This window comes from Pseudomonas sp. LAMO17WK12:I5, from assembly GCF_900215165.1.
Classification (GTDB): Bacteria; Pseudomonadota; Gammaproteobacteria; order Pseudomonadales; family Pseudomonadaceae; genus Aquipseudomonas; species Aquipseudomonas putida_A.
This window is the reverse complement of the sequence record NZ_OBDS01000008.1, coordinates 47000-71311: the sequence shown is the minus strand read 5'-3', so window position 1 is coordinate 71311 and position 24312 is coordinate 47000. Positions and strand designations below refer to the sequence as shown.

The 24312-nt window shown below is 60.3% G+C and carries 26 protein-coding genes; 11 read left to right on the top strand and 15 right to left on the bottom strand.

The features are described 5' to 3' along the window. Nucleotides 1-58 precede the first annotated feature (58 nt). The 3 genes from CRO59_RS15380 to CRO59_RS15370 all read left to right on the top strand — a co-directional run bounded on the left by CRO59_RS15380 (nucleotide 59) and on the right by CRO59_RS15370 (nucleotide 1752). Nucleotides 59-295 carry a glutaredoxin family protein gene (locus CRO59_RS15380; RefSeq protein ID WP_027613422.1) on the top strand — a complete coding sequence of 79 codons (237 nt, stop codon included), beginning with the start codon at nucleotides 59-61 and terminating at the stop codon, nucleotides 293-295. 167 nt (nucleotides 296-462) lie between these two features. Next, on the top strand, nucleotides 463-780 hold the full coding sequence (locus CRO59_RS15375; protein WP_003226726.1) for a transcriptional regulator: 318 nt from the start codon (nucleotides 463-465) through the stop codon (nucleotides 778-780). 81 nt (nucleotides 781-861) lie between these two features. Continuing rightward, nucleotides 862-1752, top strand: a complete 891-nt coding sequence (locus CRO59_RS15370; protein WP_097088287.1) for a pseudouridine synthase — start codon at nucleotides 862-864, stop codon at nucleotides 1750-1752. A gap of 76 nt (nucleotides 1753-1828) precedes the next feature. Here the strand turns inward: CRO59_RS15370 and CRO59_RS15365 are convergent, their stop codons facing one another. Both CRO59_RS15365 and mobA read right to left on the bottom strand, forming a co-directional pair. After that, nucleotides 1829-2050: a YgdI/YgdR family lipoprotein gene (locus CRO59_RS15365; protein WP_003226722.1), complete on the bottom strand. Its 222-nt coding sequence runs from the start codon at nucleotides 2048-2050 to the stop codon at nucleotides 1829-1831. 78 nt (nucleotides 2051-2128) lie between these two features. Then, nucleotides 2129-2731, bottom strand: a complete 603-nt coding sequence (mobA, locus tag CRO59_RS15360) for a molybdenum cofactor guanylyltransferase MobA (RefSeq protein ID WP_097088285.1) — start codon at nucleotides 2729-2731, stop codon at nucleotides 2129-2131. 82 nt (nucleotides 2732-2813) lie between these two features. Here mobA and moaB point away from each other — a divergent pair, with 82 nt between their 5' ends. Further along, nucleotides 2814-3353, top strand: a complete 540-nt coding sequence (moaB, locus tag CRO59_RS15355) for a molybdenum cofactor biosynthesis protein B (RefSeq protein WP_003226719.1) — start codon at nucleotides 2814-2816, stop codon at nucleotides 3351-3353. Then, complete coding sequence (gene glp / locus CRO59_RS15350; RefSeq protein ID WP_097088283.1) at nucleotides 3337-4563, top strand: gephyrin-like molybdotransferase Glp; 1227 nt, start codon at nucleotides 3337-3339, stop codon at nucleotides 4561-4563. The genes moaB and glp overlap by 17 nt, the downstream gene beginning before the upstream one ends. Nucleotides 4564-4620: 57 nt before the next feature. Here glp and CRO59_RS28780 read toward each other — a convergent pair whose 3' ends face one another. Beyond that, nucleotides 4621-4929 carry a hypothetical protein gene (locus tag CRO59_RS28780; RefSeq protein WP_171061883.1) on the bottom strand — a complete coding sequence of 103 codons (309 nt, stop codon included), beginning with the start codon at nucleotides 4927-4929 and terminating at the stop codon, nucleotides 4621-4623. A gap of 318 nt (nucleotides 4930-5247) precedes the next feature. On the opposite strand from CRO59_RS28780, the gene yegS reads away from it, so the two are divergent. Beyond that, a complete protein-coding gene (yegS, locus tag CRO59_RS15340) occupies nucleotides 5248-6165 on the top strand; it encodes a lipid kinase YegS (protein ID WP_097088281.1) in 918 nt (305 codons plus the stop codon). Here the strand turns inward: yegS and CRO59_RS15335 are convergent. From CRO59_RS15335 to CRO59_RS15325, 3 genes are all read right to left on the bottom strand, one after another. After that, complete coding sequence (locus CRO59_RS15335) at nucleotides 6149-6808, bottom strand: response regulator transcription factor (RefSeq protein WP_007969079.1); 660 nt, start codon at nucleotides 6806-6808, stop codon at nucleotides 6149-6151. The two genes, yegS and CRO59_RS15335, sit on opposite strands and share 17 nt — an antisense overlap. Further along, complete coding sequence (locus CRO59_RS15330; protein ID WP_027613415.1) at nucleotides 6805-7698, bottom strand: sensor histidine kinase; 894 nt, start codon at nucleotides 7696-7698, stop codon at nucleotides 6805-6807. Before CRO59_RS15330 ends, CRO59_RS15335 begins: the two co-directional genes overlap by 4 nt. A gap of 491 nt (nucleotides 7699-8189) precedes the next feature. Continuing rightward, entirely contained in the window at nucleotides 8190-8660 is a 471-nt protein-coding gene (locus CRO59_RS15325) for a hypothetical protein (protein ID WP_096794976.1), read from the bottom strand. 456 nt (nucleotides 8661-9116) lie between these two features. Between CRO59_RS15325 and CRO59_RS15320 the strand changes: the two genes are divergently transcribed. Then, nucleotides 9117-10052 carry a chemotaxis protein CheV gene (locus tag CRO59_RS15320; RefSeq protein WP_003226705.1) on the top strand — a complete coding sequence of 312 codons (936 nt, stop codon included), beginning with the start codon at nucleotides 9117-9119 and terminating at the stop codon, nucleotides 10050-10052. 198 nt (nucleotides 10053-10250) lie between these two features. Then, nucleotides 10251-11057, top strand: coding sequence for an MOSC domain-containing protein (locus CRO59_RS15315; protein ID WP_097088280.1), 807 nt, complete (start codon nucleotides 10251-10253; stop codon nucleotides 11055-11057). Nucleotides 11058-11128: 71 nt separating this feature from the next. Here CRO59_RS15315 and CRO59_RS15310 read toward each other — a convergent pair whose 3' ends face one another. From CRO59_RS15310 to CRO59_RS15275, 8 genes are all read right to left on the bottom strand, one after another. Continuing rightward, nucleotides 11129-11413, bottom strand: a complete 285-nt coding sequence (locus CRO59_RS15310) for a pyrimidine/purine nucleoside phosphorylase (RefSeq protein WP_097088279.1) — start codon at nucleotides 11411-11413, stop codon at nucleotides 11129-11131. A gap of 114 nt (nucleotides 11414-11527) precedes the next feature. Next, on the bottom strand, nucleotides 11528-12070 hold the full coding sequence (locus CRO59_RS15305; RefSeq protein WP_027613412.1) for an exonuclease domain-containing protein: 543 nt from the start codon (nucleotides 12068-12070) through the stop codon (nucleotides 11528-11530). Nucleotides 12071-12140: 70 nt separating this feature from the next. Further along, entirely contained in the window at nucleotides 12141-14102 is a 1962-nt protein-coding gene (locus CRO59_RS15300; protein WP_097088277.1) for an acetyl/propionyl/methylcrotonyl-CoA carboxylase subunit alpha, read from the bottom strand. Nucleotides 14103-14212: 110 nt separating this feature from the next. Beyond that, entirely contained in the window at nucleotides 14213-15010 is a 798-nt protein-coding gene (locus tag CRO59_RS15295) for an enoyl-CoA hydratase/isomerase family protein (RefSeq protein ID WP_097088276.1), read from the bottom strand. Further along, nucleotides 15007-16164: a citronellyl-CoA dehydrogenase gene (gene atuD, locus CRO59_RS15290; RefSeq protein ID WP_027613409.1), complete on the bottom strand. Its 1158-nt coding sequence runs from the start codon at nucleotides 16162-16164 to the stop codon at nucleotides 15007-15009. The genes CRO59_RS15295 and atuD overlap by 4 nt, the downstream gene beginning before the upstream one ends. A 30-nt stretch (nucleotides 16165-16194) precedes the next feature. Beyond that, on the bottom strand, nucleotides 16195-17811 hold the full coding sequence (gene atuC / locus CRO59_RS15285) for a geranyl-CoA carboxylase subunit beta (RefSeq protein WP_097088274.1): 1617 nt from the start codon (nucleotides 17809-17811) through the stop codon (nucleotides 16195-16197). Nucleotides 17812-17814: 3 nt separating this feature from the next. Then, on the bottom strand, nucleotides 17815-18684 hold the full coding sequence (locus CRO59_RS15280) for an SDR family oxidoreductase (protein WP_097088272.1): 870 nt from the start codon (nucleotides 18682-18684) through the stop codon (nucleotides 17815-17817). Nucleotides 18685-18696: 12 nt separating this feature from the next. After that, nucleotides 18697-20487: an acyclic terpene utilization AtuA family protein gene (locus CRO59_RS15275; protein ID WP_097088270.1), complete on the bottom strand. Its 1791-nt coding sequence runs from the start codon at nucleotides 20485-20487 to the stop codon at nucleotides 18697-18699. A gap of 183 nt (nucleotides 20488-20670) precedes the next feature. Here CRO59_RS15275 and CRO59_RS15270 point away from each other — a divergent pair, with 183 nt between their 5' ends. From CRO59_RS15270 to CRO59_RS15260, 3 genes are all read left to right on the top strand, one after another. Beyond that, nucleotides 20671-21294 carry a TetR/AcrR family transcriptional regulator gene (locus CRO59_RS15270; protein ID WP_027613405.1) on the top strand — a complete coding sequence of 208 codons (624 nt, stop codon included), beginning with the start codon at nucleotides 20671-20673 and terminating at the stop codon, nucleotides 21292-21294. A gap of 92 nt (nucleotides 21295-21386) precedes the next feature. After that, the gene (locus CRO59_RS15265; RefSeq protein ID WP_027613404.1) at nucleotides 21387-22184 is read left to right on the top strand and encodes an ABC transporter substrate-binding protein; all 798 of its coding nucleotides are present in this window, start codon (nucleotides 21387-21389) and stop codon (nucleotides 22182-22184) included. A gap of 79 nt (nucleotides 22185-22263) precedes the next feature. After that, the gene (locus CRO59_RS15260; protein WP_097088268.1) at nucleotides 22264-23277 is read left to right on the top strand and encodes a GNAT family N-acetyltransferase; all 1014 of its coding nucleotides are present in this window, start codon (nucleotides 22264-22266) and stop codon (nucleotides 23275-23277) included. Nucleotides 23278-23411: 134 nt separating this feature from the next. On the opposite strand, the gene CRO59_RS15255 is transcribed toward CRO59_RS15260, so the two are convergent. Continuing rightward, on the bottom strand, nucleotides 23412-23966 hold the full coding sequence (locus CRO59_RS15255) for an RNA polymerase factor sigma-70 (protein ID WP_027613402.1): 555 nt from the start codon (nucleotides 23964-23966) through the stop codon (nucleotides 23412-23414). Nucleotides 23967-24312 lie beyond the last annotated feature (346 nt).

Below are 24312 nucleotides of genomic sequence, written 5' to 3'. Positions count from 1 at the left end.
CTCGACGGGTTTTCGAGGCAGGCCTAGAATGAATGCTCATTTTTCCGGTTGAGCGATCATGCCTCCTGAATGTCAGTTGTTCGGCACCTTGGGATGCCATTTGTGTGAGGTGGCAGAGGCCGAGTTGATGCCTTTTGTCGAGCATGGTCTGCTGGTCGAACTGGTGGATATTGCTGACGATGAATCCTGGTTCGAGGCTTACAGCCTGCGAATTCCGGTACTGCGCCGAATTGACACCGGCGCGGAGCTGAGCTGGCCTTTCAGTGCCGATCAGGTGGTGGCCTTCCTGCGCTGAGCCTGTTTCTTCGTTGACGCGGCATGGCTTTCCGCCGGTCGCGACCGCGCATCCTTCCCTTGGCGTTTTGCGGATTATTCGGTTACTGTATGTGCATACAGTAATTGGATGGACCTGCTGCTTTTGATGACTTGAGCAGGTGAATCCGGCAGTCAGAGGGACGAACCGTGGTCAATGTCGAACAGTTGAAGAACAGCGTGAACCGGATGTCGGTTGACGTGGTGCGCGAGGCCGTCCTCGAGTTGCGCCTGGACGGGCTGGTCACGGAGGGCAAGACGCCTTTCAACAAATTGCATTTCAACACCTGTTTTGCCGAGATCGAGGCGCTGTTCCAGCGTGCCGGTTATCACAAGCAACTGGATGTGGTCGGTTATCAGGGCCTGCTCTATGCCTTGTATGACCCGGGGCGCTGGGAGGCCGTCGATGTGCTGCGCTGGCTCAAGGAATTCACCGAAGCCGCCGCGCTCAAGTCGATCCCGGCCTGAAGCGGGCGGTGGAATCGGCGCTAGGTTCGTATCGCTCAGTGTTGGATAATGCCGACCTGCATTGAGGGTTCGAATTTCCGTATGTCCACACCAACGTTTTCCGCTGCGCAGAATCAAGCCAGCACCCTTTACCTTCCTCCGGGCAGTTGGCCTACCGTCCTTGATTGCCTGTGTGAGCATTTCAGTGCGATCGGTCGCGAGCAATGGCTGGACCGGATCGCCCGGGGCCGGGTACTGGATGGGCAGGGACAGCCGATTGCGCTGGATCTGCCGTACAAGGAAGGCCTGCGTATTCACTACTTCCGTGAAGTGCCGGATGAAAAACCGATCCCGGTGGTCGAGTCGATCCTGTATGCGGACGAACATCTGGTGGTGGCGGACAAGCCGCACTTCCTGCCGGTGACGCCGGCCGGCGAGTACGTCGAACAGACGTTGCTGCGCCGTCTGATCCGTCGCCTCGATAATCCGCATCTGGTGCCACTGCACCGCATTGACCGGCACACGGCAGGCTTGGTGATCTTTTCGGCTAACTCACAAACCCGCTCCGCTTATCAGTCGCTGTTCCCTACGCGGCAGATCGATAAACGCTATGAGGCGATTGCCCGTGCGCTTCCGGAGCTGGAATTTCCCCTGGTACACAAAAGCCGTCTGATCGATGGCGAACCATTCTTCCGCATGCAGGAAGGGCCAGGCGTTGCCAATACGGAAACAGCGGTGGAAGTCCGGGAAAAGAACGGTGATCTGTGGCGCTACGGCCTGTACCCGGTGACCGGCAAGAAGCATCAGCTAAGGGTGCATATGACCGCGCTAGGGGCGAGTATCTGTAACGATCCGTTCTACCCGGATGTGTTGAAAGACGTTGAGGATGATTACGCCAATCCGCTCAAGCTGCTGGCGCAGGGGCTGCGGTTTGTCGACCCGGTGACCGGTGAGGATCGTGAATTCGAGAGCCGGATCACCCTGCAGTGGTGACGCCAGGCACTTTTCCGCGCCCATGAAAAAGCCCGCATTGATGCGGGCTTTTCTGTATCCGGTATCGACGTAAAGCTTACAGCTCTTTAACGGTACGAACCTGATCCTTGTTGATGCGGGTCTCTTTGCCGTCCAGTTGCTTGAACTCGTAGAAGCCCGAATCTTCATCGTATTTCGGGGTGTCGACGGCCTGGATTTCGCGACCGTCATTCAAGGTGATCACTGTTGGCGACGAGCAACCAGCGAGGGTAGCCAGGCCCAGTGCGAGCATGAAAGTGGCGAGGGTCCGTTGAGTCATGGGTGTGTCTCCGAATGGGAATACTTTTGGTTACTGAGCTTGAGACGTGTACAAGGCGTGAGAGTTCCTTGAATGCTGTCAGTCTGACACAGTGTTATGCGTATTTAACAGTTCGGGGGTGTTCAGGTTGGCCAGGCGCGGGTCATTGTCCGGGCATTGCAGGGCAGTCGCGCCGAGATTGCGCATGACCCGGCCGGGGCTGCGTTCACCGGCGTTCCACGCGGTTTCGAAGGCGGGCAACAGGGCGACGGGAATTACACACAGCAGGGGTTCCCAGTGGTCGTCGTGACGCAACATTAAAGGTTTTTCAGGAAACCGGTCGGCGGTTTCACGCATGTCCTGCAACAGCGCGGCGTCGATTCGCGGCACATCGCAGGGCAAGACCAGCAGGTGTGGCTGGCGGGCTGCCTTGAGTCCGGCGAGGATGCCGGCCAGGGGCCCGGGAAAATCGCCTTGCTCATCGCTGACCAATTGATCGGCGTAGGCTGCATAACGCTCGTGATTGCGATTGCAGGAGATGATCAGATCGTCAGTCAGCGGTCGGACCTTGCGCTGCAAATGCGCAATCAGCGGCTCACCCTGCCATTCGACCAGCCCTTTGTCCTGGCCGCCCATGCGCTGGCCGCGTCCGCCTGCCAGGAGCAGAATGGAGCAGGGGGGCAATGGCGTATTCGAGGTCATGGCAGCTCTCCAGCGGGGCGGCGAAAAATTCAGGCGCTGTGATATAACACCGGGCTGTTTCTCCTACAACTGGACGAGCCTAATGAAAGCCAAGGCCGATGTACCTTTTGCGCCGCTGAACATTGCGGTGCTGACTGTCAGCGATACCCGAACCCTGGAAACCGACACCTCAGGCCAGGTCTTCGTCGACCGCCTGACTGCTGCCGGTCACCGCTTGGCCGAACGGGTCCTGCTCAAAGATGACCTGTACAAGATCCGCGCGCAAGTTGCCCACTGGATTGCCGAGGACGTCGTGCAGGTCGTGTTGATTACCGGCGGCACTGGTTTCACCGGGCGTGACAGCACGCCTGAAGCCGTGGCTTGTCTGCTCGACAAACAGGTTGACGGCTTCGGTGAACTGTTCCGCCAGATCTCGGTGGCCGATATCGGTACTTCGACCGTGCAGTCGCGGGCACTGGCCGGTCTGGCCAATGGCACACTGGTGTGCTGCCTGCCAGGTTCGACCAATGCGGTGCGCACCGGTTGGGACGGCATTCTCGCCGAACAGCTGGATTCGCGGCACCGTCCGTGCAACTTCGTCCCTCACCTGAAACAGGCGGCGCCCTGTGAATCCCGTGGGTAAGCCGGGCAAGACCGGCAGTCTGATGCCTGTCGAGCAAGCGTTGGCCCGCCTGCTGGAGATGGCTGAAGCCTCGCCGATTGTCGAACTCGAGTTTCTGCCCTTGGCCGAAGTCGAGGGGCGGGTACTCGCCGAGGACCTGGTTTCGACCCTGGACCTGCCACCCTGGCCAAATAGCGCCATGGATGGTTATGCCTTGAATCTGGCCGACTGGACCGGCGCACCGCTGCCGGTCAGCCAGAAAGTCTTTGCCGGGCAGGCGCCTGAGCCGTTGAAGCCCGGTACCTGCGCGCGGATCTTCACCGGTGCGCCAGTGCCTTCCGGGGCCGATTGCGTGGAAATGCAGGAGAACGCCGAGGTTCAGGACGACGGCAGCGTGCGTTTCATCGAAACCATGAGCGTCGGCCAGAACATTCGTCCGCAAGGGCAAGAAACCACCGTGGGTGAGTTGATTCTGGCTGCAGGTACCCGGCTGGGACCGATCGAACAAGGTCTGGCGGCGTCGCTGGGGTGTGCCGGGCTGAATGTGGTACGCAAGGTCCGAGTGGCGGTGCTGTCCACCGGCGATGAGCTGGTCGAGCCGGGCCGGCCGCTGGGGCCGGGGCAGATCTACAACAGTAATCGGGTGGTGTTGTGCAGCTGGCTGCAGCGCCTGGGTTGTGAAGTGATTGATGCCGGTATTCTTCCGGACGATCTGGCGACCACGCGGGCGCGCCTTGGCGACTTGCAGGGTGTCGACCTGATTCTCTCGACCGGAGGCGTGTCGGTCGGTGAAGCGGATTTTCTTGGCATCGCATTGCGGGAAGAGGGCGAGCTGGCGCTGTGGAAACTGGCCATTAAACCGGGCAAGCCGCTGACATTCGGTCATTTTCGCAAGGTGCCGGTCATCGGTCTGCCGGGCAACCCCGCTTCGACGCTGGTGACCTTTGCTCTGCTCACGCGGCCCTACTTGTTGCGGCGTCAGGGCGTACAGGATGTCGAACCCCTGAAGTTTACGATTCCGGCAGGTTTTGTCTGGCCTGTGGCCGGCAATCGGCGCGAATACCTGCGCGGTCGTCTCGAGCAGGGGCGGGCGATCATCTACCGCAATCAAAGCTCCGGCGTGCTGCGCAGCGCAGCCTGGGCAGATGGCTTGGTAGAAGTGCTGGAAGGTCGTACGCTGGTAGAAGGCGATGAGGTCGGGTTCATTCCACTGAGTGACCTGCTCGGCTGATCCGCTTCCGGTAATTGCAGGCTCGACCGATACCGCGTCGATGCCTGCATTCCTCTGTCAATGGCTCATCAGTGTGACCAACTGATCGAACCGGCTGTTGGCAACCCATCCCAGCAGTCCCAGGACCACCGCCGTCGCACCCGCCGAATAGGCGAGACGGTGCTTGATGGTCTTTACATCCCCGCGAACTTCGTCCATGTCCCGACGAATGTATTTGAGGTGGGTTTCCAGTTCGGTCACGCGCGGTTCCATATCAACTTCTCCAGCGGTTCTGGCGTTCTTTCTGAAATCGGATTTGTGGCTGGCGCGACTTTCGTCGAGAGGGGCAACCGGACTATTTGCAATTCTGGCTTCATGGCTTGGCATGGAAATGTCCATCGGCTGTTTCAAGTGTAAGCGCACCGGCCTTCCCGTCATCCAGACTGCCACCAGCTCCGAGGGTGTATCCAATCATTACCTGCACATCCTTGTGTTGTTGAATCGAAAATTGATACCACCTGCACAAGGTGAATCAAGGATCGTGTCCGGTCAATTGAGCCGATTCCTCACATGTTGTAAGAAAAAATACCGTCGCGTAGGACGCAACGGGTCAGTCGCTTGAATTAAATGGTGTTCCCATGGCTTTTTTGCGTGCACCAGTGGTCAAGATGTTTCATACCGATTCAATCTTGGGGAGTGACCGTAATGAGTGAACGCAGGGCGCTGTTGATTCTGCATGGCAAGCAGGCACTCAATGAGGCGGTTCGCGCCGCCGTCGAAGGCAAACGCAAGCAGGGCTGGGAATTGGCCGTACGGCTGACCTGGGAGGCCGGTGACGCTCAGCGTCTGGTGGAAGAAGCACTGGCGAGTGGCTTTCGGAAGATCATCGCCGGAGGCGGAGATGGCACGTTGCGCGATATCGCTGAAGCGCTTGCCGCGCATCCGGACGAGGCCAGTCTGGTGCTGTTGCCGCTAGGAACGGCTAACGATTTTTCCCGCGCGGCGGGGATCCCGCTGGAGCCAGCCGAAGCACTGGAAATGCTGGACGTGCCACCGCGCAAGATTGACCTGGGCGAAGTCGGTGGGCAGATTTTCCTGAACATGGCAACGGGTGGTTTCGGCAGCCAGGTCACGGCCAATACCTCTGAAGATCTGAAAAAAGTGCTCGGCGGGGCCGCCTATCTGTTCACCGGTTTGTCGCGCTTCAGTGAGCTGCACGCGGCTTACGGTGAACTGCAAGGGCCGGACTTTCACTGGAGCGGCGAGCTGCTCGCATTGGGCATCGGCAACGGTCGCCAGGCAGGCGGCGGACACGTCTTGTGCCCGCAGGCACTGGCGGACGATGGTCTATTGGACATCAGTATTCTGCCGGCGCCACAGGAGTTGGTGGGCACACTGAAGAACCTGCTCAGCGACGGCTTCGGCCTCGACAATATGTTTGTCCGGGCCCGTTTGCCCTGGGTCGAAATCAAGGTTGCCGAGGGGCTGAGCATCAACCTTGACGGCGAGCCGCTGGAGGGCGACAGCCTGCGTTTCGAGGCGCGCCCCGCCGCCTTGCAGGTGCATCTGCCGGAGCATTCGCCGCTGTTGGGCGGCGCGGGTTCGATCAGTCGTCCAGACTGATGATCTGTTCGCGCACCGCGAACAGCACCAGACCCGCCACGTCGTAGATCTGCAGGCGTTTCATGATCTGCGAGCGGTGGGTCTCGACGGTCTTGATGCTCAGGCCCAGGCCGTTGGCGATCTCCCGGGTGGATTTGCCGCGTACGATCAACCGCAGGATTTCCAGCTGGCGTGCCGTCAGATTGTGCGAGTCGGCCACTTCCGGCTGGTTTTTCTGCGTGCGGGTCAGCGCCTGGTTGATCACGGTGTGGGCGATGGCCGGGCTCAGGTAGCGCTCGTTATTACGCAAGGCTTCGAGGGCGTGTTCAAGCTCGGTGGCCGTGGTGTCCTTGAGCAGGTAACCGTGCGCGCCGGACTCCAGCGCCTGCATGATCAGCGCCGGATCAGTGTGCATCGAGAGAATCAGCACCTTGCTTTGCGGGCGCACCCGCTTGAGCCGTTGCAAGGCTTCCAGGCCACCGGTTTCCTTCATCGAGATATCCAGCAACACGATGTCGGGCGCCAGTTGCTCGACCATTTCGAGCAACTGCGAGCCGTCGCTGGCTTCGCCAACGACCGCGTAACCGGGAATATCGAGCACCAGAGCGCGCACGCCGGCCCTGATCAGCGAGTGGTCATCCACCAGAAGTAAGTTACAAGTCAACGCATAACCTTATTCGTACTGGCCCGCTCGAGTGCACGGGGCGCCCAGGGGAATAGTGCTTCGATTTGAGTGCCTTTGCCCGGCTCGCTGATGACGTTCAGCGTGCCGCCCAACTGTTCGATCCTTTCGGCCATCCCGGCCATTCCGCGCTGTCCTTCCCGGCCCGGGTCCGCGGCAGGCGCAAAGCCTTGGCCGTCGTCGCTGATCAACAGCGTCAGGCCTTTTGGCAAGCGTTGCACGCGGATCAGCAGATTGCTGGCCTGCGCGTGACGCAGAATGTTGGTGACCGCTTCCTGGGCAATGCGAAACGCAGCGACCGCCATTTCTTCCGGAATGCCATTGAGCCGTTGCTGGCAATCGAGGCTCCAGTGCACCGAGGTGTTCGCCAGGGTCTTGAGCAGGTGCGCGCGCAGACTGGCCTCCAGCCCGAGGCTGGTCAGTTGGCGCGGATTGAGAATGGCGGAAACGTCGCGCACCTTGTTGAGGGTTTCATCAAGGGTGTCGCAGAGTGTCGAGCATTGCGCTTGCAAGTCGGCTGGCAGGCGTTTTTTCAGCCATTCACTTTGCAGCTTGGCCGCTGTCAGTAACTGGCCGATATCGTCGTGCAGTTCACGGCTGAGACGGTGGCGTTCGTTTTCCTGGACTTCCAGCAAACGATCGGCGAGTTCCTGAGGCTGAAACTTGATCGATTTGCGCGACAGTCGATATTGCACCCAGACACAAGCAGTGGCGGCAATATTCAACAGCAGCAGACCCAGTGAGAGCGGAGCAGACAATCCGTAGGTCAGCAGGCTGCCAGCGGCGGCGATGACACTCAATATGAGAGTGAACCGGCGTGCATTTTCCCGGGACGGTGGCCATTTGATGATTGACTTGAGGCTGGCGTACATAACGGATGGAGCCAATGGATGTTCGCTACGGGCAGACCGGCCGGTGGCTGGCGGATCTCTGTCTGAAAATGCTGTCAATTATGTTATTGATTTTAACGAAGTACAGTGAACGATATTCGACCATCAAGTTCGTTGGATGACAGTCGCTGAATCACTGTGCCATTAGTTGAAAGCAACTAACGGTCGGCATAATACCACTTAAGATACCGTTGGTCGCGTTTGCCATATATGTCCAATGAGTCAGGAAATACGCCATGTTGGACGTGAGTTCCATTATGGAAAATGTCGTTTTATTGTGCTTGGTAGAGATCCGTGCGGTTCGAAGTTGATCGTTACACAGACACAGGCAAACCCTGAGGCCGCGGCAGAATATCCGCTGGTGTCAGGTGTGATTATTTAATTCGAATTGTCGCTGGCAGGTATGAACTATTCAATTGCGACATTCAGCGATTCCCATCTTCAGCCTGGATTTACGCTTTGAATGCGGCGGATCACGCCTGACGCTCGGAATAAGACAACAGCGAAAGCGGCTGAGGCCGGAGCGGTGGCTTGAACTGGCTCTGACCGACCTGAAACGCGAACGCTTCGATCAGTGAGGTTTGTTCGCTGCCATCCAGGCTCAATTGGCCGGTATTGTGATCGACCAATTCAATCTGCCAGGCCATCAGGGTGAAACAGTCCTGCAGCGCATTCAGCGCCTGTGCGTGCAGATCGATATGGTCCGGCGCGTGGTCGAGCAGGCTGTGAATATGCAGGGAAAACTCGGAGATCGCCTCCAGTGCCAACGCTTCAGCCCGGTTCGCCAGCTTCAGCAGGGTGTTGCGCATGCAGTCGATGGCATCTTTGTCGTTGCTGATCAATTGCAGGTGGCTCAGGCACTCTTCGGACTTGGCCAGGAGTGTTTCAGCTTCGACGAGGAATTCGGGAAAGCGTTGCGCCCAGTCTTTACGGTCGATTGGCATGCTTATCTCCACAGCGTCATGTCTGATGAGGGAATGCCGTGTGTGTCGACGTTCGTGGATCGTCGGGAGATCGCGCCCCACCGTGCAATTGCACTGGCTGAGGTTTTCCAGAGGGTGGGGTTCCACTGACCTGCGATCGCACACAATAGCCTGACTCCGTTCATGCAATGAGAATGGCGTCACATTAATGGCTATTGGATATTGCGAACATCAGGTTGGGCCTGATTGTTCCTAGGGGATTCCCTTACACACGGGAACCTGTGGCGCAAACTGTGGTCGCGCCAGAAGAGAATGCAGCAGATGAAAACACCGGGTCAGTAAACCATGATGTTAATGTGACATCAATGCCCAGGTGTGGCATTTTGATGGTGAATTTTGTGGGGATCAAGAATCGCCATAAACAGCCGATAACCCCACTTAGTAGTGAATTCATCAGAACAAGCCCAGGAGTCATTGATGGCCGGCATTCTCGACACGGTAGACCAACGCACGCAACTGGTGGGTGAGAATCGCCTGGAAATTCTCATGTTTCGACTGGCCGGACGCCAATTGTTCGCGATCAACGTGTTCAAGGTTCAGGAAGTTCTGCAACTGCCGAAGTTGACCCTGATGCCGCAGCGCCACCCATTCGTCTGCGGCGTGGTCAACCTGCGTGGGCAGACGCTGCCGGTGATCGATCTGTCTCAGGCGATCGGCATGCGCCCGCTGGTGCCGGGCCCGAACAGCACCATCATCGTCACCGAGTACAACCGTTCGGTGCAGGCTTTCCTCGTCGGTGGCGTGGATCGCATCGTCAACATGAACTGGGAAGCCATCCTGCCGCCACCGACCAGTGCTGGCCGCCAGCATTACCTGACTGCGATCAGCAAGGTTGACGATCAACTGGTGGAAATCATCGACGTCGAGAAAGTCCTCGCCGAAATCGTCCCGTACAACGCCAAGGTCTCGCGTGACAAGCTCGATGATCCGGTGCTGGAGCGTGCCCGTGGCCGCGAAGTGCTGCTGGTGGACGACTCCAACGTGGCGCTTTCGCAACTGCGCGACACCCTCGGCCAGCTCGGGGTGAAAATGCACATTGCCAGCGACGGTCTGAAGGCGCTGAACATGCTCAAGGCCTGGGCCGATACCGGCGTGAACATGACCGACAAACTGCTGATGGTGTTCACCGACGCGGAAATGCCGGAAATGGATGGCTATCGTCTGACCACCGAGATCCGCAACGATCCGCGTCTGCGTGGCCTGTACGTGGTGTTGCACACTTCACTGTCCGGCAGTTTCAACGACTCGATGGTGAAGAAGGTCGGTTGCGACAACTTCCTCTCCAAGTTCCAGCCGGACAAACTGGTCGATGTGGTGCGTCAGCGTCTGATGCTCGATGAAGTGCCGGCCTGACGAAAACCTGTAGCGAGGGGATTTATCCCCGATGGACTGCGCAGCGGTCCCGCTTCTTGATTCATGTGGGGCCGCTTCGCGCCCCATCGGGGATAAATCCCCTCGCCACAAAGTTATCTTCCAGGTGGCGTGCATCTGCCTTTGATTCGCCGATAAAGCTCGTATAGGGTGGCGTTTTTGCCCACCAGGGAGCTGGCCATGCTGCGTCTGAGCGCGCTTTATCGTTACCCGTTGAAATCCGGCAAACCCGAGATTCTGCAATCGATTGGCCTGGACAAACTGGGCCTTGCAGGGGACCGACGCTGGATGCTCGTGGACGAGGCCAGCGGCCGCTTTCTGACCCAGCGGGCCGAAGCGAAAATGAGTCAGCTGTCGGCATTGTGGAACGCGCAGGGCGGTCTGACCCTCAGCGCGCCCGGGCTTGCCGCGCTGGACGTGCCACTGCCCGAGGCCGATTCCGACCTGCGCGGTGTGACCATCTGGCGTGACACCCTGCGCGTGCCGGATGCCGGTGATGCAGCGGCTCGCTGGGTCAGCGAGTTCATCGGCAAGCCGACCCGTCTGGTGCAGGTGCCACTTGATCGCGCGCGCATGACGCAGGCCGGTTATGGCCGTGAGGACGATCAGGTCGCGTTCGCTGACGGTTTCCCGCTGTTGCTGATTGGCGAAGCGTCACTTGAGGATCTGGTGCAAAAGGTCGGACGACCGCTGGAGATGCTGCGCTTTCGGCCGAATCTGGTGATCGAAGGCAGCGCGGCGTTCGCCGAGGACGGCTGGAAGCGCATTCGTATCGGTGACGTCGAGTTCCGCGTGGTGAAGCCTTGCTCGCGCTGCATTCTGACCACCATCGATCCGCAAACCGGCGAACGCAGTGCTGATCGCGAACCGCTGGCAACCCTGCAGAAATACCGTGCGCAGGCCGATGGCGCGATGTTCGGGCAGAACCTGGTCAACGACAGCAATGGTCAACTGGAAGTCGGAATGCCGGTGGAAATCCTCGAGTAACCGAGGCCAGAAATGAAAATGCCCGTGTCCATGGACACGGGCATTTTTTTGCACCGGGAAAAGCCGTGGGCTTAGCCGCGGTATTCGCACAGGTAAGCAGTCTCAACGGCGACTTTCAGCTGGAACTTGCTGTTGGCCGGAACGTTGAACTGGCTGCCGGCGGCGAAGGTTTCCCAGTCGCTGCTGTCCGGCAGTTTGACGGTCAGCGCACCGGAGACCACGTGCATGATCTCGCGCTGAGCGGTGCCGAATTCGTATTCGCCCGGGGCCATGACGCCGATGGTCGCCGGACCTTCAGCGGTGCCAAAAGCGATCGACTTGACGGTGCCGTCGAAGTACTCGTTGACTTTGAACATGGGCGATTCCTCTCGAAAAGGGCAAAAAAGGGTTAAAAAAGGCTGGCCAGTATGCACAAGGCTCCCGGCGCCGTCACCTGCCCGGGGCGTGTCCGGCGAGTTCTCGCCCTGACTTCAGAGTGGCAAGACCAACGGCAGCAACCGCGCGGTATTGCGCGCATCTTCCAGGGCTCGGTGCTGTTGACCGCTGAACTGCATGCCGGCCAGTTGCAGCGCACCGTTCAAGCCCAGCGGTCGTTCCAGGCGCCGGGCCTTGGCGAAGCGCTGCTTGAGGTTCATGTGCGGCACCCGGCTCAACAGGCTGTCGAGTTGTAGGCGCTGCCATTCCTGGAGCAACTGCTTGCGGTCGTAATCGCCCCAACTGGCCCAGCCTTCGAGGCGCGTCTGGTGTTGCCCGAGCCAGCGTTCGAAGGCCGGCCAGACCTCGTTCAACGGCTGCGCGGCGTCGATGTTGGCCTGGGTGATGTGCGTGAGCTCACGGCAGAACGGCGTCAGCAACGGCCGCCGGGTCGGTTTGACGAACCGCTGAAAGTGATCCTGCTCGCGACCGGCACGGTCGACCAGCGTCGCGCCGATTTCGATGATTTCCATTTCCGTAACCGGCCAGCCACCTTCATCTGTGGTGGCTTCCAGATCAATGACCAGCCAATGGGGCATCGCAGGTTTCCTGATTTACGCGTCCTGATAGATCAGAGCGTAGTCAAACCTTGCGTTTGCGCCTGGCGACTCACTCGACCTGCAACAGAACCTGACGATTTTTTACCTGATCGCCGACCTTGACCTGCACCCGCTTGAGCACGCCGTCGATGCCGGCCTTGAGCGGATGCTCCATTTTCATTGCCTCCAGCACCACCAGCAACTGACCCTTGCTGACCGGGCTGCCTTCGCTGACCAGCACGTCGACGATGGCACCGTCCATCGGCGCTTTCAGTGTGCCGGAGCTGACGCTGCTCTGACTGCTGATCAGCGCATGAGTTCGATCCTCCAGGCGCAGGTTGCCGGGGTGGGTGAACAGCCAGAGTTCTTCGCCATCGATCCGGTAGGCGTGACGTTGCTGCAGCCCGTCGACTTCCAGCGTCACCGCGCGCTCGTCGCAATTGATGACGGTCAGTACCAGTGCGCGCTGCATCACGTTCACGGTGAAGCGGTCATCCCCGTCCGCAAGCAGTTGCACGGTCCAGTCCTGCTGTTCAAGCCCGAGGCGGTAATTGAGCGGCGCGCCCGCATTGTTGCGCCAGCCCTTGAGCGGCGCACGATGCGCCTGCGCGCCAGACTGATAAAACAGCACGGCGGCGATGGCCAGCTCCTCGGCAGTGGGGGCGTAAGTGTGCAGGCATGGGTGGTCAGTGAAATGCTGAGCAATGAACGCGGTACTGAACTCGCCGCTGATGAACTGCGGATGCTGCAGCAGGCTGACCAGCAAACGCTGGTTGTTCTGAACGCCGAGCAGCACGCTGTCCTGCACCGCGCGCAGCAGCTTGCGCCGTGCCTCTTCGCGGGTGGCGCCGTGGGCGATCAGTTTGCCGAGCATCGGATCATAAAACGGGCTGATCGACTGACCTTCGAGCACGCCATGATCGATCCGCGCTCCCGGGCCCAACGCCGGTTCCCAGGCCTGTACACGACCGGTCTGCGGCAGGAAATTCTGCGTCGGATCTTCGGCATACAGACGCACTTCCATGGCGTGACCGTTCAGCGCGACCTGATCCTGAGTCAACGGCAGCGGCTGCCCCTCGGCGACGGCCAGTTGCCAGGCGACCAGATCCTGCCCGGTGATCAACTCGGTCACCGGATGCTCGACCTGCAAACGCGTGTTCATTTCCAGAAAGTAGAACTGCCCACGGGCATCGAGCAGAAACTCGACGGTGCCGGCACCGACGTAATTCACCGCTCGGCCAGCTTTCAATGCCGCTTCGCCCATGGCCTGGCGCAACTCGCGGGTCATCACCGGGCAGGGTGCTTCCTCGACGACTTTCTGATGGCGGCGCTGCACCGAGCAATCGCGCTCGCCGAGGTAGATCAGGTTGCCGTGATGATCGCCGAACAGTTGCACCTCGACGTGCCGTGGTTCGATCAGTGCCTGTTCGAGGATCAGTTCGTCGCTGCCGAAACCGTTCAGCGCTTCGGAGCGGGCGGTGCGCAATTGCGCCGGCAATTCCTCGCTGCTGTGCACCAGACGCATGCCGCGTCCACCGCCGCCAGCACTGGCCTTGATCATCAGCGGGTAGCCGATGCGCTCGGCTTCACGCAACAGAGTGGCGTCGTCCTGCGCGGCGCCTTGATAGCCGGCAATACACGGTACGCCTGCTTCGAGCATGGCGATTTTCGACAGGCGCTTGCTACCCATCAGCTCGATGGCCTCGGCGCTGGGGCCGATAAAGGTCAAGCCGACCTCAGCGCAGGCGCGGGCGAATTCGGCGTTTTCCGAGAGAAAGCCGTAGCCTGGGTGGATCGCGTCGGCACCGCTGCGGCGTGCGGCGTCAAGGATCGCCGGGATGTTCAGATAGGACTGTTGCACCGGTGCGGCGCCGATGTTCACCGCTTGATCGGCCATCTGCACGTGCAGGGCATCGGCGTCGGCATCGCTGAATACGGCGACGGTGCGATAGCCGAGGGCCTGGGCGGTGCGCTGGATGCGGCAGGCGATTTCACCGCGGTTGGCGATCAGGATTTTGTGGATGGCGGGCATGGCTGTTCCCTCGGAATTTGCGGTGTCGGTGCTGGCCTCTTCGCGAGCAAGCCCGCTCCCACATTTTGGAATGCGTTCCGTCTGTGGGAGCGAGCCTGCTCGCGAAGCTTTTAAGGGGCCCATCGCGGTTTGCGCTTTTGCACGAAAGCCATGGTGCCCTCGATCCCTTCGGCCCCGGTCACCGCTTCGCTGAACCACCGCGCCGCTTCATCCAGCAATTCACTCGAAGGCTGCCCGGCACTAGCCAGCAGCAGTTTTTTCGTCGCCGCATTCGCTTCGGGCGCGCAGCACAAAACATGGTCGAGCACTTCGTCGAGGCGTTCTGCCAGTGCCTGCGGATCCTGCTCGACGAAATGCACCAGCCCCAGCCGCCGCGCCTGATGACCGTCGAAACGCGCAGCGGTCAGTGCCAGTCGGCGGGTCTCGGTCAGGCCGATGCGCTGCACCACGAATGGCGCGATCTGCGCCGGCAGCAGACCGAGGCTGGTTTCCGGCAGACCGAACTGCGCTTGATGGTCGGCCATCGCGATATCGCTGACACATGCCAGCCCGAAACCACCACCGAGCACTGCGCCCTGTAAAACGGTGATCAGCACTTGTGGTGCGTCCTGAGCTTCTTGCAGCAGAGCTCCAAAGGCGCGGTTCAACACGCGGTAAGCGTCGGGCCCCTGAGCACGGGCATTGGCCATGTCCTTGATGTCGCCACCCGCACAGAAATGCCCACCGGCACCGCTGAGGACCAGAGCGCGAACCCCGCGGTCATCGCGCACCGCCGCCAATACCGCGCGCAGTTCGGCGACCATTTGCAGGCTCATCGCATTGCGGCTGTCCGGGCGATTGAGGGTGATGTGCAGCACGCCGCCGTGCAGTTCCAGCAACAGAGTCTGGCAATCGGGCAGGGGGCTCATTTCTTTTTCCCCGGCAGGATGCCCATCAGTTTGCAGATGATCCCCAGCATGATTTCGTCGGCGCCGCCGCCGATCGATACCAGCCGCACGTCGCGATAGGCGCGGGCTACCGGGTTGTCCCACATGAAGCCCATGCCGCCCCAATATTGCAGGCAGCTGTCGCTGACTTCACGACCGAGACGGCCGGCCTTGAGCTTGGCCATCGACGCCAGACGCGTGACGTCCTGACCTTTCACATATTGCTCGGTGGCCTGATAGACCAGCGCTCGCAGGCATTCGATTTCGGTCTGCAGTTCGGCGAGGCGGAAGTGGATCACCTGATTGTCGATCAGCGCGTTGCCGAAGGTCTTGCGCTCCTTGCAGTACTCGATGGTGCTGTCGACGCAATATTCCAGACCCTTGATCATGTTCGCCGCGCCGAACAGGCGTTCTTCCTGGAACTGCAGCATCTGCATCATGAACCCGGCGCCTTCGTGGCCGATGCGGTTGCGCTGCGGCACACGCACGTTATCGAAAAACACCTGGGCGGTTTCCGAGCTGCGCATGCCGAGCTTGTCCAGGTGCGAGCTGAGGCTGATGCCCGGGGTGTTCATCGGCACCATGATCAGCGACTTGTTGATGTGCGGCTTGTCGTCCGAGGTGTTGGCCAGCAGGCAGATGAAATCGGCGCTCGGCGAGTTGGTGATCCACATCTTGCTGCCGTTGATCACGTAGTCGTCGCCGTCCTTGCGCGCGCTGGTCTTGAGTCCGGCGACGTCGGAGCCGGCACCGACTTCCGAGACGCCGATGCAACCGACCTGCTCGCCGGTGATCGCCGGACGGAGGAATTCGTCGCGCAATTCATCGGAGCCAAAGCGGGCCAGCGCCGGGGTGCACATGTCGGTCTGCACGCCGATCGACATCGGAATGCCGCCGCAGTGGATAGTGCCGAACTCTTCGGCGGCGACAATCGAATAGCTGTAGTCGAGGCCCATGCCGCCGAATTTTTCCGGCTTGGAAATCCCCAGCAGTCCGAGGTCGCCGGCCTTGCGGAAAATCTCGTGGATTGGAAAGCGTCCGGCCTTTTCCCATTCATCGACGTGCGGGTTGATCTCGTGCTCGACGAATTGGCGGACGGTGCGGCGCAGGGCTTCGTGTTCCGGGGTGAAGATCATTTTTATTGTTCTCCTTGTTTTCCGAGGCAGTCAGAAGCGGCTGACGCCGAAGCTGTTGGGTTGCAGCGTGCGGATGTCAGCTTCATGGCAGATATCCAGCAGGTAACCGAGCAGGGTGCGCGTATCGCGTGGATCGATCAGGCCGTCGTCCCACAGGTTGGCGCTGCCGTAGAGCGCGGTGGACTGGCTGTCGAGTTTCTGCGCGGTGACCTGTTCGAGCATGTCGAGCATTTTCGGATCCGGCACCAGGCCTTCCTTGAGCTGTTTGGCCTCGGTGACGATGCGCAACACCTTGCCGGCCTGCGCGCCGCCCATCACCGCGGTGCGGCTGTTGGGCCAGGCGAAGATGAAACGTGGATCGAGACCGCGTCCGCACATCGCATAGTTGCCGGCACCGTAGGAGCCACCGACGACAATCGTCAGTTTAGGCACTCGGGCATTGGCCACCGCTTGAATCAGTTTCGAACCGTGTTTGATCACGCCTTGCTGCTCGGACTCGGTGCCAACCATGAAACCGGTGGTGTTGTGGAAAAACAGCAGCGGCGTCTGGCTCTGGTCGCACAGCTGAATGAACTGCGCGGCCTTGCTCGCGCCGGCGGGGGTGATCGGGCCGTTGTTGCCGATCAAGCCGCAGGCGCGACCGTGGATTTTCAATTGGCCGCAGATGGTTTGCTGATCGAACTCGCCCTTGAATTCAAGAAACTCCGATTCATCGGCAATCCGCGCAACGATTTCGCGCACGTCGTAGGGCTTCTTCGGGTCGTCGGGAATCAGCCCGAGCAACTCGTCGATCGGGTACAGCGGCGCCTTGTATTGCGGCTCGGGCAGCCACGGCAGTTGCTCGTTCCACGGCAGCATGCGCAGGATCTCGCGGACCAGGCGCACGCCATCGGCATCGTTCTCGGCCAAGTACTCGGCGGTGCCGGCGACCTGCGCGTGCATCTCGGCGCCGCCCAGCTCTTCATCGGTGGCGACCTCGCCCGTCGCGGCTTTGAGCAGTGGCGGCCCGGCAAGAAACAGCTTGGCCTTGCCGCGCACCACCACCACGTAATCCGACAGCCCCGGTTGATAGGCGCCACCGGCCGTCGCCGAGCCGTGCACCACGGTAATCTGCGGCAAACCCATGGCCGACATCCGCGCCTGATTGGCAAAACTGCGTGCGCCTTCGACGAATATCTCCGCCGCATAATTGAGGTTGGCGCCGCCGCTCTCTGCCAGAGTGATCACCGGCAGTTTGTTTTCCAGGGCGATCTGTTGCAGCCGCAGGGATTTTTTCAGGCCGGTGGGGGAGATCGTGCCGCCCTTGATCGCGCTGTTGTTGGCCACCACCATCGCCCGGATGCCGGACACGTAACCGATGCCGGCGATCAGGCCGCCACCGGCAGCGGTGCCGTCCTTGTCGTCGTGCAGCTTGTAGCCGGCCAGACTCGCCAGTTCGAGGAACGGCGCACCGGGGTCGAGCAGCAGGTTCAGGCGTTCGCGGGGCAGCAGTTGCCCGCGCTTGTCGAATTTGCCCTTGGCTTCGGCAGCCTTGTTCAGCAGGTTCTGTTCCAGTTGCTGGACGTGCTCGATGGCCGTGAGCATCGCCGCGCAGTTGCGCGCGAAAGCTTCACCGTGCGGATCGAGTTGGGACTGGATCTGCGGCATGGCTTACTCCTTGTCCTTGAGCACGTCGGGCAGGTACGCCCGATGGAAACCGTTGAACGACTCGCTGTGGCTTGCCTTGTGCAACGGCCATGCGCGGCTGCCGAGACTGGCCGCGCCATCGATTTTCAAGGTGCTGCCGCTGATGAACGCCGCCGCCGGACTGAGCAGGAAAACGATCGCCGCACTGACCTCCGATTCGGTACCGATGCGTTTGAGTGGCACGTGTTCGCGCAGGGTCGGGATCACCGCTTTGAACGCGCCTTCATAAGTGTCCATGCCGCTGGATGCGATCCAGCCCGGCGCCACCGCATTGACCCGCACCCCGGCGTACCCCCACTCGAACGCGGCGGTTTTGGTGAAGTTGTCCATCCCCGAACGTGCCGCGCCCGAGTGGCCCATGCCGGGCATGCCGCCCCACATGTCGGCAAGCATGTTGACGATGTTGCCGCCGTGTTTGCTCATCGACTGGTTGAACACTTCCCGGGCCATCAGGAAGCCGCCGACCAGGTTGGTGCGCAATACGGTTTCAAAGCCTTTCTGATTGATCGCGGCCAGTGGTGATGGGTACTGGCCGCCGGCATTGTTGACCAGACCGTGGATCGGCCCGTGTTCGGTGATCAACTCAGTGACCAGTTGTTTCACCGCGTCTTCGTCACGGATGTCGCAGGCCTGCCAATGGGCGCGGCCGCCGTCTTCGGCGATTTCGGCGGCGACCTTTTGCAGTTTTTCCGGCTTGCGTCCGACCAGCAGCACATTGGCCCCGAGCGCCGCCAGTTCATGCGCGGTGCAACGGCCGATGCCACTACCGCCACCGGTGACGATGATGGTCTGGCCGCTGAACAGATCGGCTTTGAAAATCGATGTGTAAGCCATGAAGCCCAACCTCTAGTCGAGTTGTTCGGCGATGCTCTGCGGCACCGGGATCTGGATTTCCAGCAGTTGCTGGGCGAAGGCCTTGCCCTGGGGATCGATGCGCAGACTCGCCACGCCTCCGCCGCCAAGCGCGTTCTCCAGCAGAAAATTCAGGCTGTGGGTGCCGGGCAGGTACCAGCGTTCTACCCGGCCGTGAATCGGGTCGAGCACATGGCGCATCCAGTCGACGATCACCGCTGGCGTCAGCGCTTCGGCGATCCATGGCAGGTATTCCGGTCGACGCGGCAGGACACCGATGTTGCTGTGGTTGCCCTTGTCACCGGAGCGCGCCACCGCCAGTTTCACCAACGGCACACTGGCGTCGGCGCGGCCTTGGGGTTTGGGTGGCTGGTCGGGGGTTGGCAGGTCATGGCTGTCGAGCGGCATTTGCGCGGGGAGGGCGCAGGGATGCTGTTTACCGGCCATGTCGATGTGCAGGGTGCAGGCGGTTTTATCGATCAGGAACGAGAACAGACGGATCAGCGGGTATACCGTCGGCCGTCCGCCGACGATGCCGGTCAGTCCCGGTGCCATGCCGGTGGCAGCCTGGGCGATTTCCCGGGAGAACAGGATCAGCGCCGGTTTCAGTGGATGGCGCACCGCAAGTTTGATCACCACCTCGCGGCTGTCACGACGCTGGCCGTGAGGGCCGTATGTGGCTTCGCTGCCGAGCAGTTCAATGTTGACTTCGCTGTAGGGTGGCCAGCCGCGCTGGCTGAACATTTCTGCAGTCTTGTCGATGATTGCCTGACTGACGCGCCGCGCCTTGTCCACCGCATCGATGCCGGCGATCAGGCAACTGGCGGTGCAGCGGAAACCGTCCGGGTAAGTTGCGCTGACCTTGTATTTATCGCTGGGCGGCAGGCCTTTGGCTCCGTGGACGTGCACGGCGTTTTTGCCCTGTTGCTGCAGTTTCACTTGAGTGAAATCGCAGACTACATCCGGCAACAGATAGGCCTGCGGATCACCGATTTCATAGAGCATCTGCTCGCCAACCGTCAGCGGCGTCACCAACCCGCCGGAGCCTTCGGGTTTGCTCACGATGAACTGGCCGTCGGCACTGACTTCAACGATGGGAAAACCGATGTGTTCGTAGTCCGGCACGTCGCGCCAGTCGGTAAAATTGCCCCCGGTGCATTGCGCGCCGCATTCGATGATGTGCCCGGCGAGCGCGGCCTGGGCCAGTTTGTCGTAGTCGTGCCACGCCCAGCCGAATTCATGCACCAGCGCCGCACTGACCACCGCGCTGTCGACCACGCGCCCGGTGATGACGATGTCGGCGCCCAGGCGCAGGGCTTCGACGATGCCCGGTGCGCCGAGGTAGGCGTTGGTCGATACGCACATCGGCGGCAGCGGCGTGCCGTTGAACATTTCGTGGATGCCTTGGGCGGCAAGTTGCTTGAATTGCGGTTGCAGGTCATCACCGAGCAGCACGGCGATTTTCAGCTTGACCCCGGCCTTGTCGCAGGCGGCTTGCAGGGCGGCGGCACAGGCTTTTGGATTGATCCCGCCGGCATTGCTGATGACCCGGATTTTCTGTTCAGCCAGTTGCGGCAGCAGCGGCGCGAGCACCTCAACAAAGTCCCCGGCGAACCCTGCCTGCGGGTCCTTCATGCGCGCGCCGGCCATGATCGACAGGGTGATTTCGGCCAGGTAATCGAACACCAGGTAATCCAGTTGTCCGCCGGCCACAAGTTGTGCGGCGGCGGTACTGGTGTCACCCCAGAATGCGCTGGCGCATCCGATCCGAACGGTGGTGGGCATTTTTATCTCCGACTCAGGAGCCTGCGACAGAAGTGTCTGGAGGCTACCAAGCAAGCGCTTGGTTTGTAAACCACTGAAATATCTTCTGCCCAAGCGCTTGCTTGGTTGCGGCCCGAGGCTTAAATTGCGCGCAACCCTGCGTGTTCAGGGGGCAACAGACTGATCGACTGTAGGAGAGAACGGGTGGACGAGCAAAAAGCCCTGAGGGTCATGCGCGAACTGGTCGACCAGGGCCAGTTGACTGACCCCGACAGCGCCCGCGGCAAACTGCTGCAAGTGGCCGCTCACCTGTTCCGCAACAAGGGTTATGAACGCACCACCGTGCGCGATCTGGCCGGGGCGGTGGGGATCCAGTCCGGGAGCATTTTTCATCACTTCAAGAGCAAGGATGAAATCCTCCGGGCGGTGATGGAAGAAACCATCCGCTACAACACCGCGCTGATGCGCGCCGCGCTGGCCGAAGCCAGCAACGTGCGCGAGCGGGTGCTGGCGCTGATTCGCTGCGAGTTGCAGTCGATCATGGGCGGCAGCGGCGAAGCCATGGCGGTGCTGGTCTATGAATGGCGTTCGCTGTCCGAAGAAGGTCAGGCCCGGGTGCTGGCCCTGCGCGATGTCTATGAAGACCTCTGGTTGCAGGTGCTGGGCGAAGCCAAGGAGGCGGGGTTTATCCGTGGCGATGTATTCATTACCCGACGTTTTCTCACTGGCGCGCTGTCCTGGACCACCACCTGGTTTCGTGCCGGCGGCAGCCTGAGCCTCGATCAGTTGGCCGATGAAGCGCTGATTCTGGTGCTCGAAGAGCGTTAACCCACGTTCCAACAGGTCAGGAAACTGGCTAACTGGGCGAAACCGCCTAGCTTGAATGCATTGATCGGTATTTTTTCGGGGAGTGGGGTGTTTTGAAGTCTTCGCCAATTCGGACGGCCACGGGGCTGGTACTCGTCGCGCTGACGGCATTTTCAGGGTTGCCTGCGCAGGCGGCGCAACTGGTTCGAGTGGGCGCCGCGCACTTTCCGCCTTACACCATCCGCCCGGAAAACGGTGCCGACACCGGTCTGCTGCCGGAATTGGTCGAAGCGCTGAATGCGTTGCAGACGGAGTATCAGTTTGTCCTGGTACCGACCTCGATTCCCCGGCGTTTCGGTGACTTGAAGGAAGGGCGCACCGACATGGCGATTTTCGAAAACCCGGAGTGGGGCTGGAAGGACATTCCACATACCACGGTCGATATGGGTCTGGAAGATGCCGAGATTTTCGTCGCGCAACGCGAAGAGGGTCGGCAGCAGGATTACTTCTCGGACCTCAAGGGCAAGCGGCTGGCGCTGTACAGCGGTTATCACTACGAGTTCGCCAATTTCAACGCCGACCCCAAATTTCTCGCGGATACGTTCAAGGCCACGTTGACCTATTCCCATGACAGCAACCTGTTGATGGTGCTGCGCGGGCGCGCCGACATCGCCTTGGTCACGCGCTCTTACCTGTTCGACTACTTGAAACGCAACGAAAAGGTGGCCGACAAGTTGCTGGTGTCGCAGCGCATCGATCAGGTTTATCACCACTACTCCATTTTGCGCCCGGCCGCGCCGATCACCGGTGAGGCGTTTGGCAAATTGTTGCAGGAGCTGCGGGACAACGGACAGATGCTGAAGATTTTCGAGCCATACAAGATCGCTCTGGTACCGGTACCGCAACACTGATTTCACCCCGCCGGCTAAATTTTCCCGTGCGGCTCACGTCCCATCGTTGAACTGTCGACGATTATCGTGAGCCCGACCCATGTCCAATCTGAATGACCTGACTGCCCTGGCCTTGCCTTCGGGCAGTGAACTGGTAGCCGATGCTACTGAAAGCCGTCTGAGCCTGAGCCTGGACGGGCAACCGCTGGTTCGCTTGCGTCTGAATCGTGACGGCACCGGCTCGATTCAGCTCGATGAGCGTTTTGCCCTGCCGCCCGGCCTGGCGTTGTGGGCGGCCTGTTACTGGTTGTTCGCCCGTGAGCCGGAGCGTCAGCAATTGCTCTGGCAACTGGACCAGCCGCCCACCGAAGCCTTGCTCAGCGGCTTGCTGGTCAGCACCGAAGTGGCCGGCGAATACCGTTGCGAGCGCACCCTGTTCTGGCAATTGCCGCAGCCATGGCTCGGTACATCGCTGAGCGGCAGCTACCCACAACAAATGGTGATCAGCCAGGGCAAGCGCCATCCGCTGCGTCCGGTCAAGCCGCGCGGCGAAGTCTATCGACGTTTCGATGCACGCCTCGGGGCGTGGATTTCCCTGCGCACAGTGGAGATCGAGCAGGATCTGGCGCGGTTCAATCGCTGGCAGAACAGTCCGCGTGTCGCCAGTTTCTGGCAGGAGGAGGGCAGTCTTGAGCAGCATCGCGAATACCTCAGCAAGCTCGACGCCGATCCGCACACGCTGACGTTGATCGGCTGTTTCGACGATCAGCCGTTTGCCTATTTCGAGGCCTACTGGGCCAAGGAAGATCGCATCGCGCCTTTCTACGACGCCGACGATTACGACCGTGGCATTCACATGCTGGTGGGAGAGGAAAATCACCGTGGCCCGCACAAGGTCGCGAGCTGGTTGTCGGCCCTGGTGCACTATCTGTTTCTGGATGATCCGCGTACCCAGCGTGTGGTCGCTGAACCGCGTGCCGATAACGCGAAAATGATCGGCCACATGCAGAATCAGTGCTTCCACTGCGAGAAGGAATTCGACTTTCCGCACAAGCGCGCGGCGTTGATGATTCTGGGGCGTGAGCGGTTTTTTGATCGGTGCAAGCTGGCCTGAGGTTCAGGCCTCAAAGATCTACGTGATCTTGAGGCCGCATTCGCGAGCAGGCTCGCTCCCACACAGGTTCTGCATACACAGGACAAATGTGGGAGCGAGCCTGCTCGCGAATGGGGTTACCACGATTTCGCTGATTAACGACGACCCATCGAAGCCGCATCCCCACGACTGCCCGAGACCTTGCGGCAGTGCACCAGCGCATCGCGAATCATGAAATTGACCAGGGTTGGCGAGACGCCGAGTTCCTTGGCGATGTCCTTTTGCGGCACGCCGTGCAGACGGTACATCTCGAAGGCGTAGCGGGTGCGGCTGGGCAGTTCGGTCAGCGCGTCGGCGATGTGTTCCAGCGTCGAGAAGTTGATATGCGAGGTTTCCGGCGAAGCGCCTTGAATGACCACATTCAACCCTTCCTCTTCGGGACCCGAGTACTTCTGTTCCAGCGCCTGTTTACGGTAGTGATCGATGGCGAGGTTGCGCACGATCTGGAACAGGTAACTCAATTGCGCCTTGATCGACGACGTGATCGGCGGGGCCGACTGCAAGCGGAAGAACGCATCCTGCACCACATCTTCGGCGCGTGAACGGCAGCCGGTAATGCGTGCTGCAATCTTCACCAGAATCAGTCGATTGTCGACGAAGGCCTGAAGTAGCGGTGAATCGCACCTGCTTGTGGATACTTGTTCCGTCATGGAAATCACCTTGCTGCCAATAGGTTAGTGGGACGCCTGGGGGACGGGGCCGTCCTACACATCGAGCGACAAATTATGTTGAATGATAATGATTGTCAATTGAGAAAGAGAACTAATGCTCCGTAAAGGTGCGAATCGAGAACTGCGACACACCGCCACACCCCAGCCCCATTGGCGATCCAGCCTGCCGACTAATTATTTCAAGACGTCATCCGTTCTCATTGGTGAATGGTTCCGGGTACCGAGCCCCGGCCAGACAGCATTCCGATGCCTTGCGCGGTCGGCACAGACCGCGCCCTGCACGCCCTCGACCGGCGTGACGCAGCAACCCGATTCCACTTAGCAA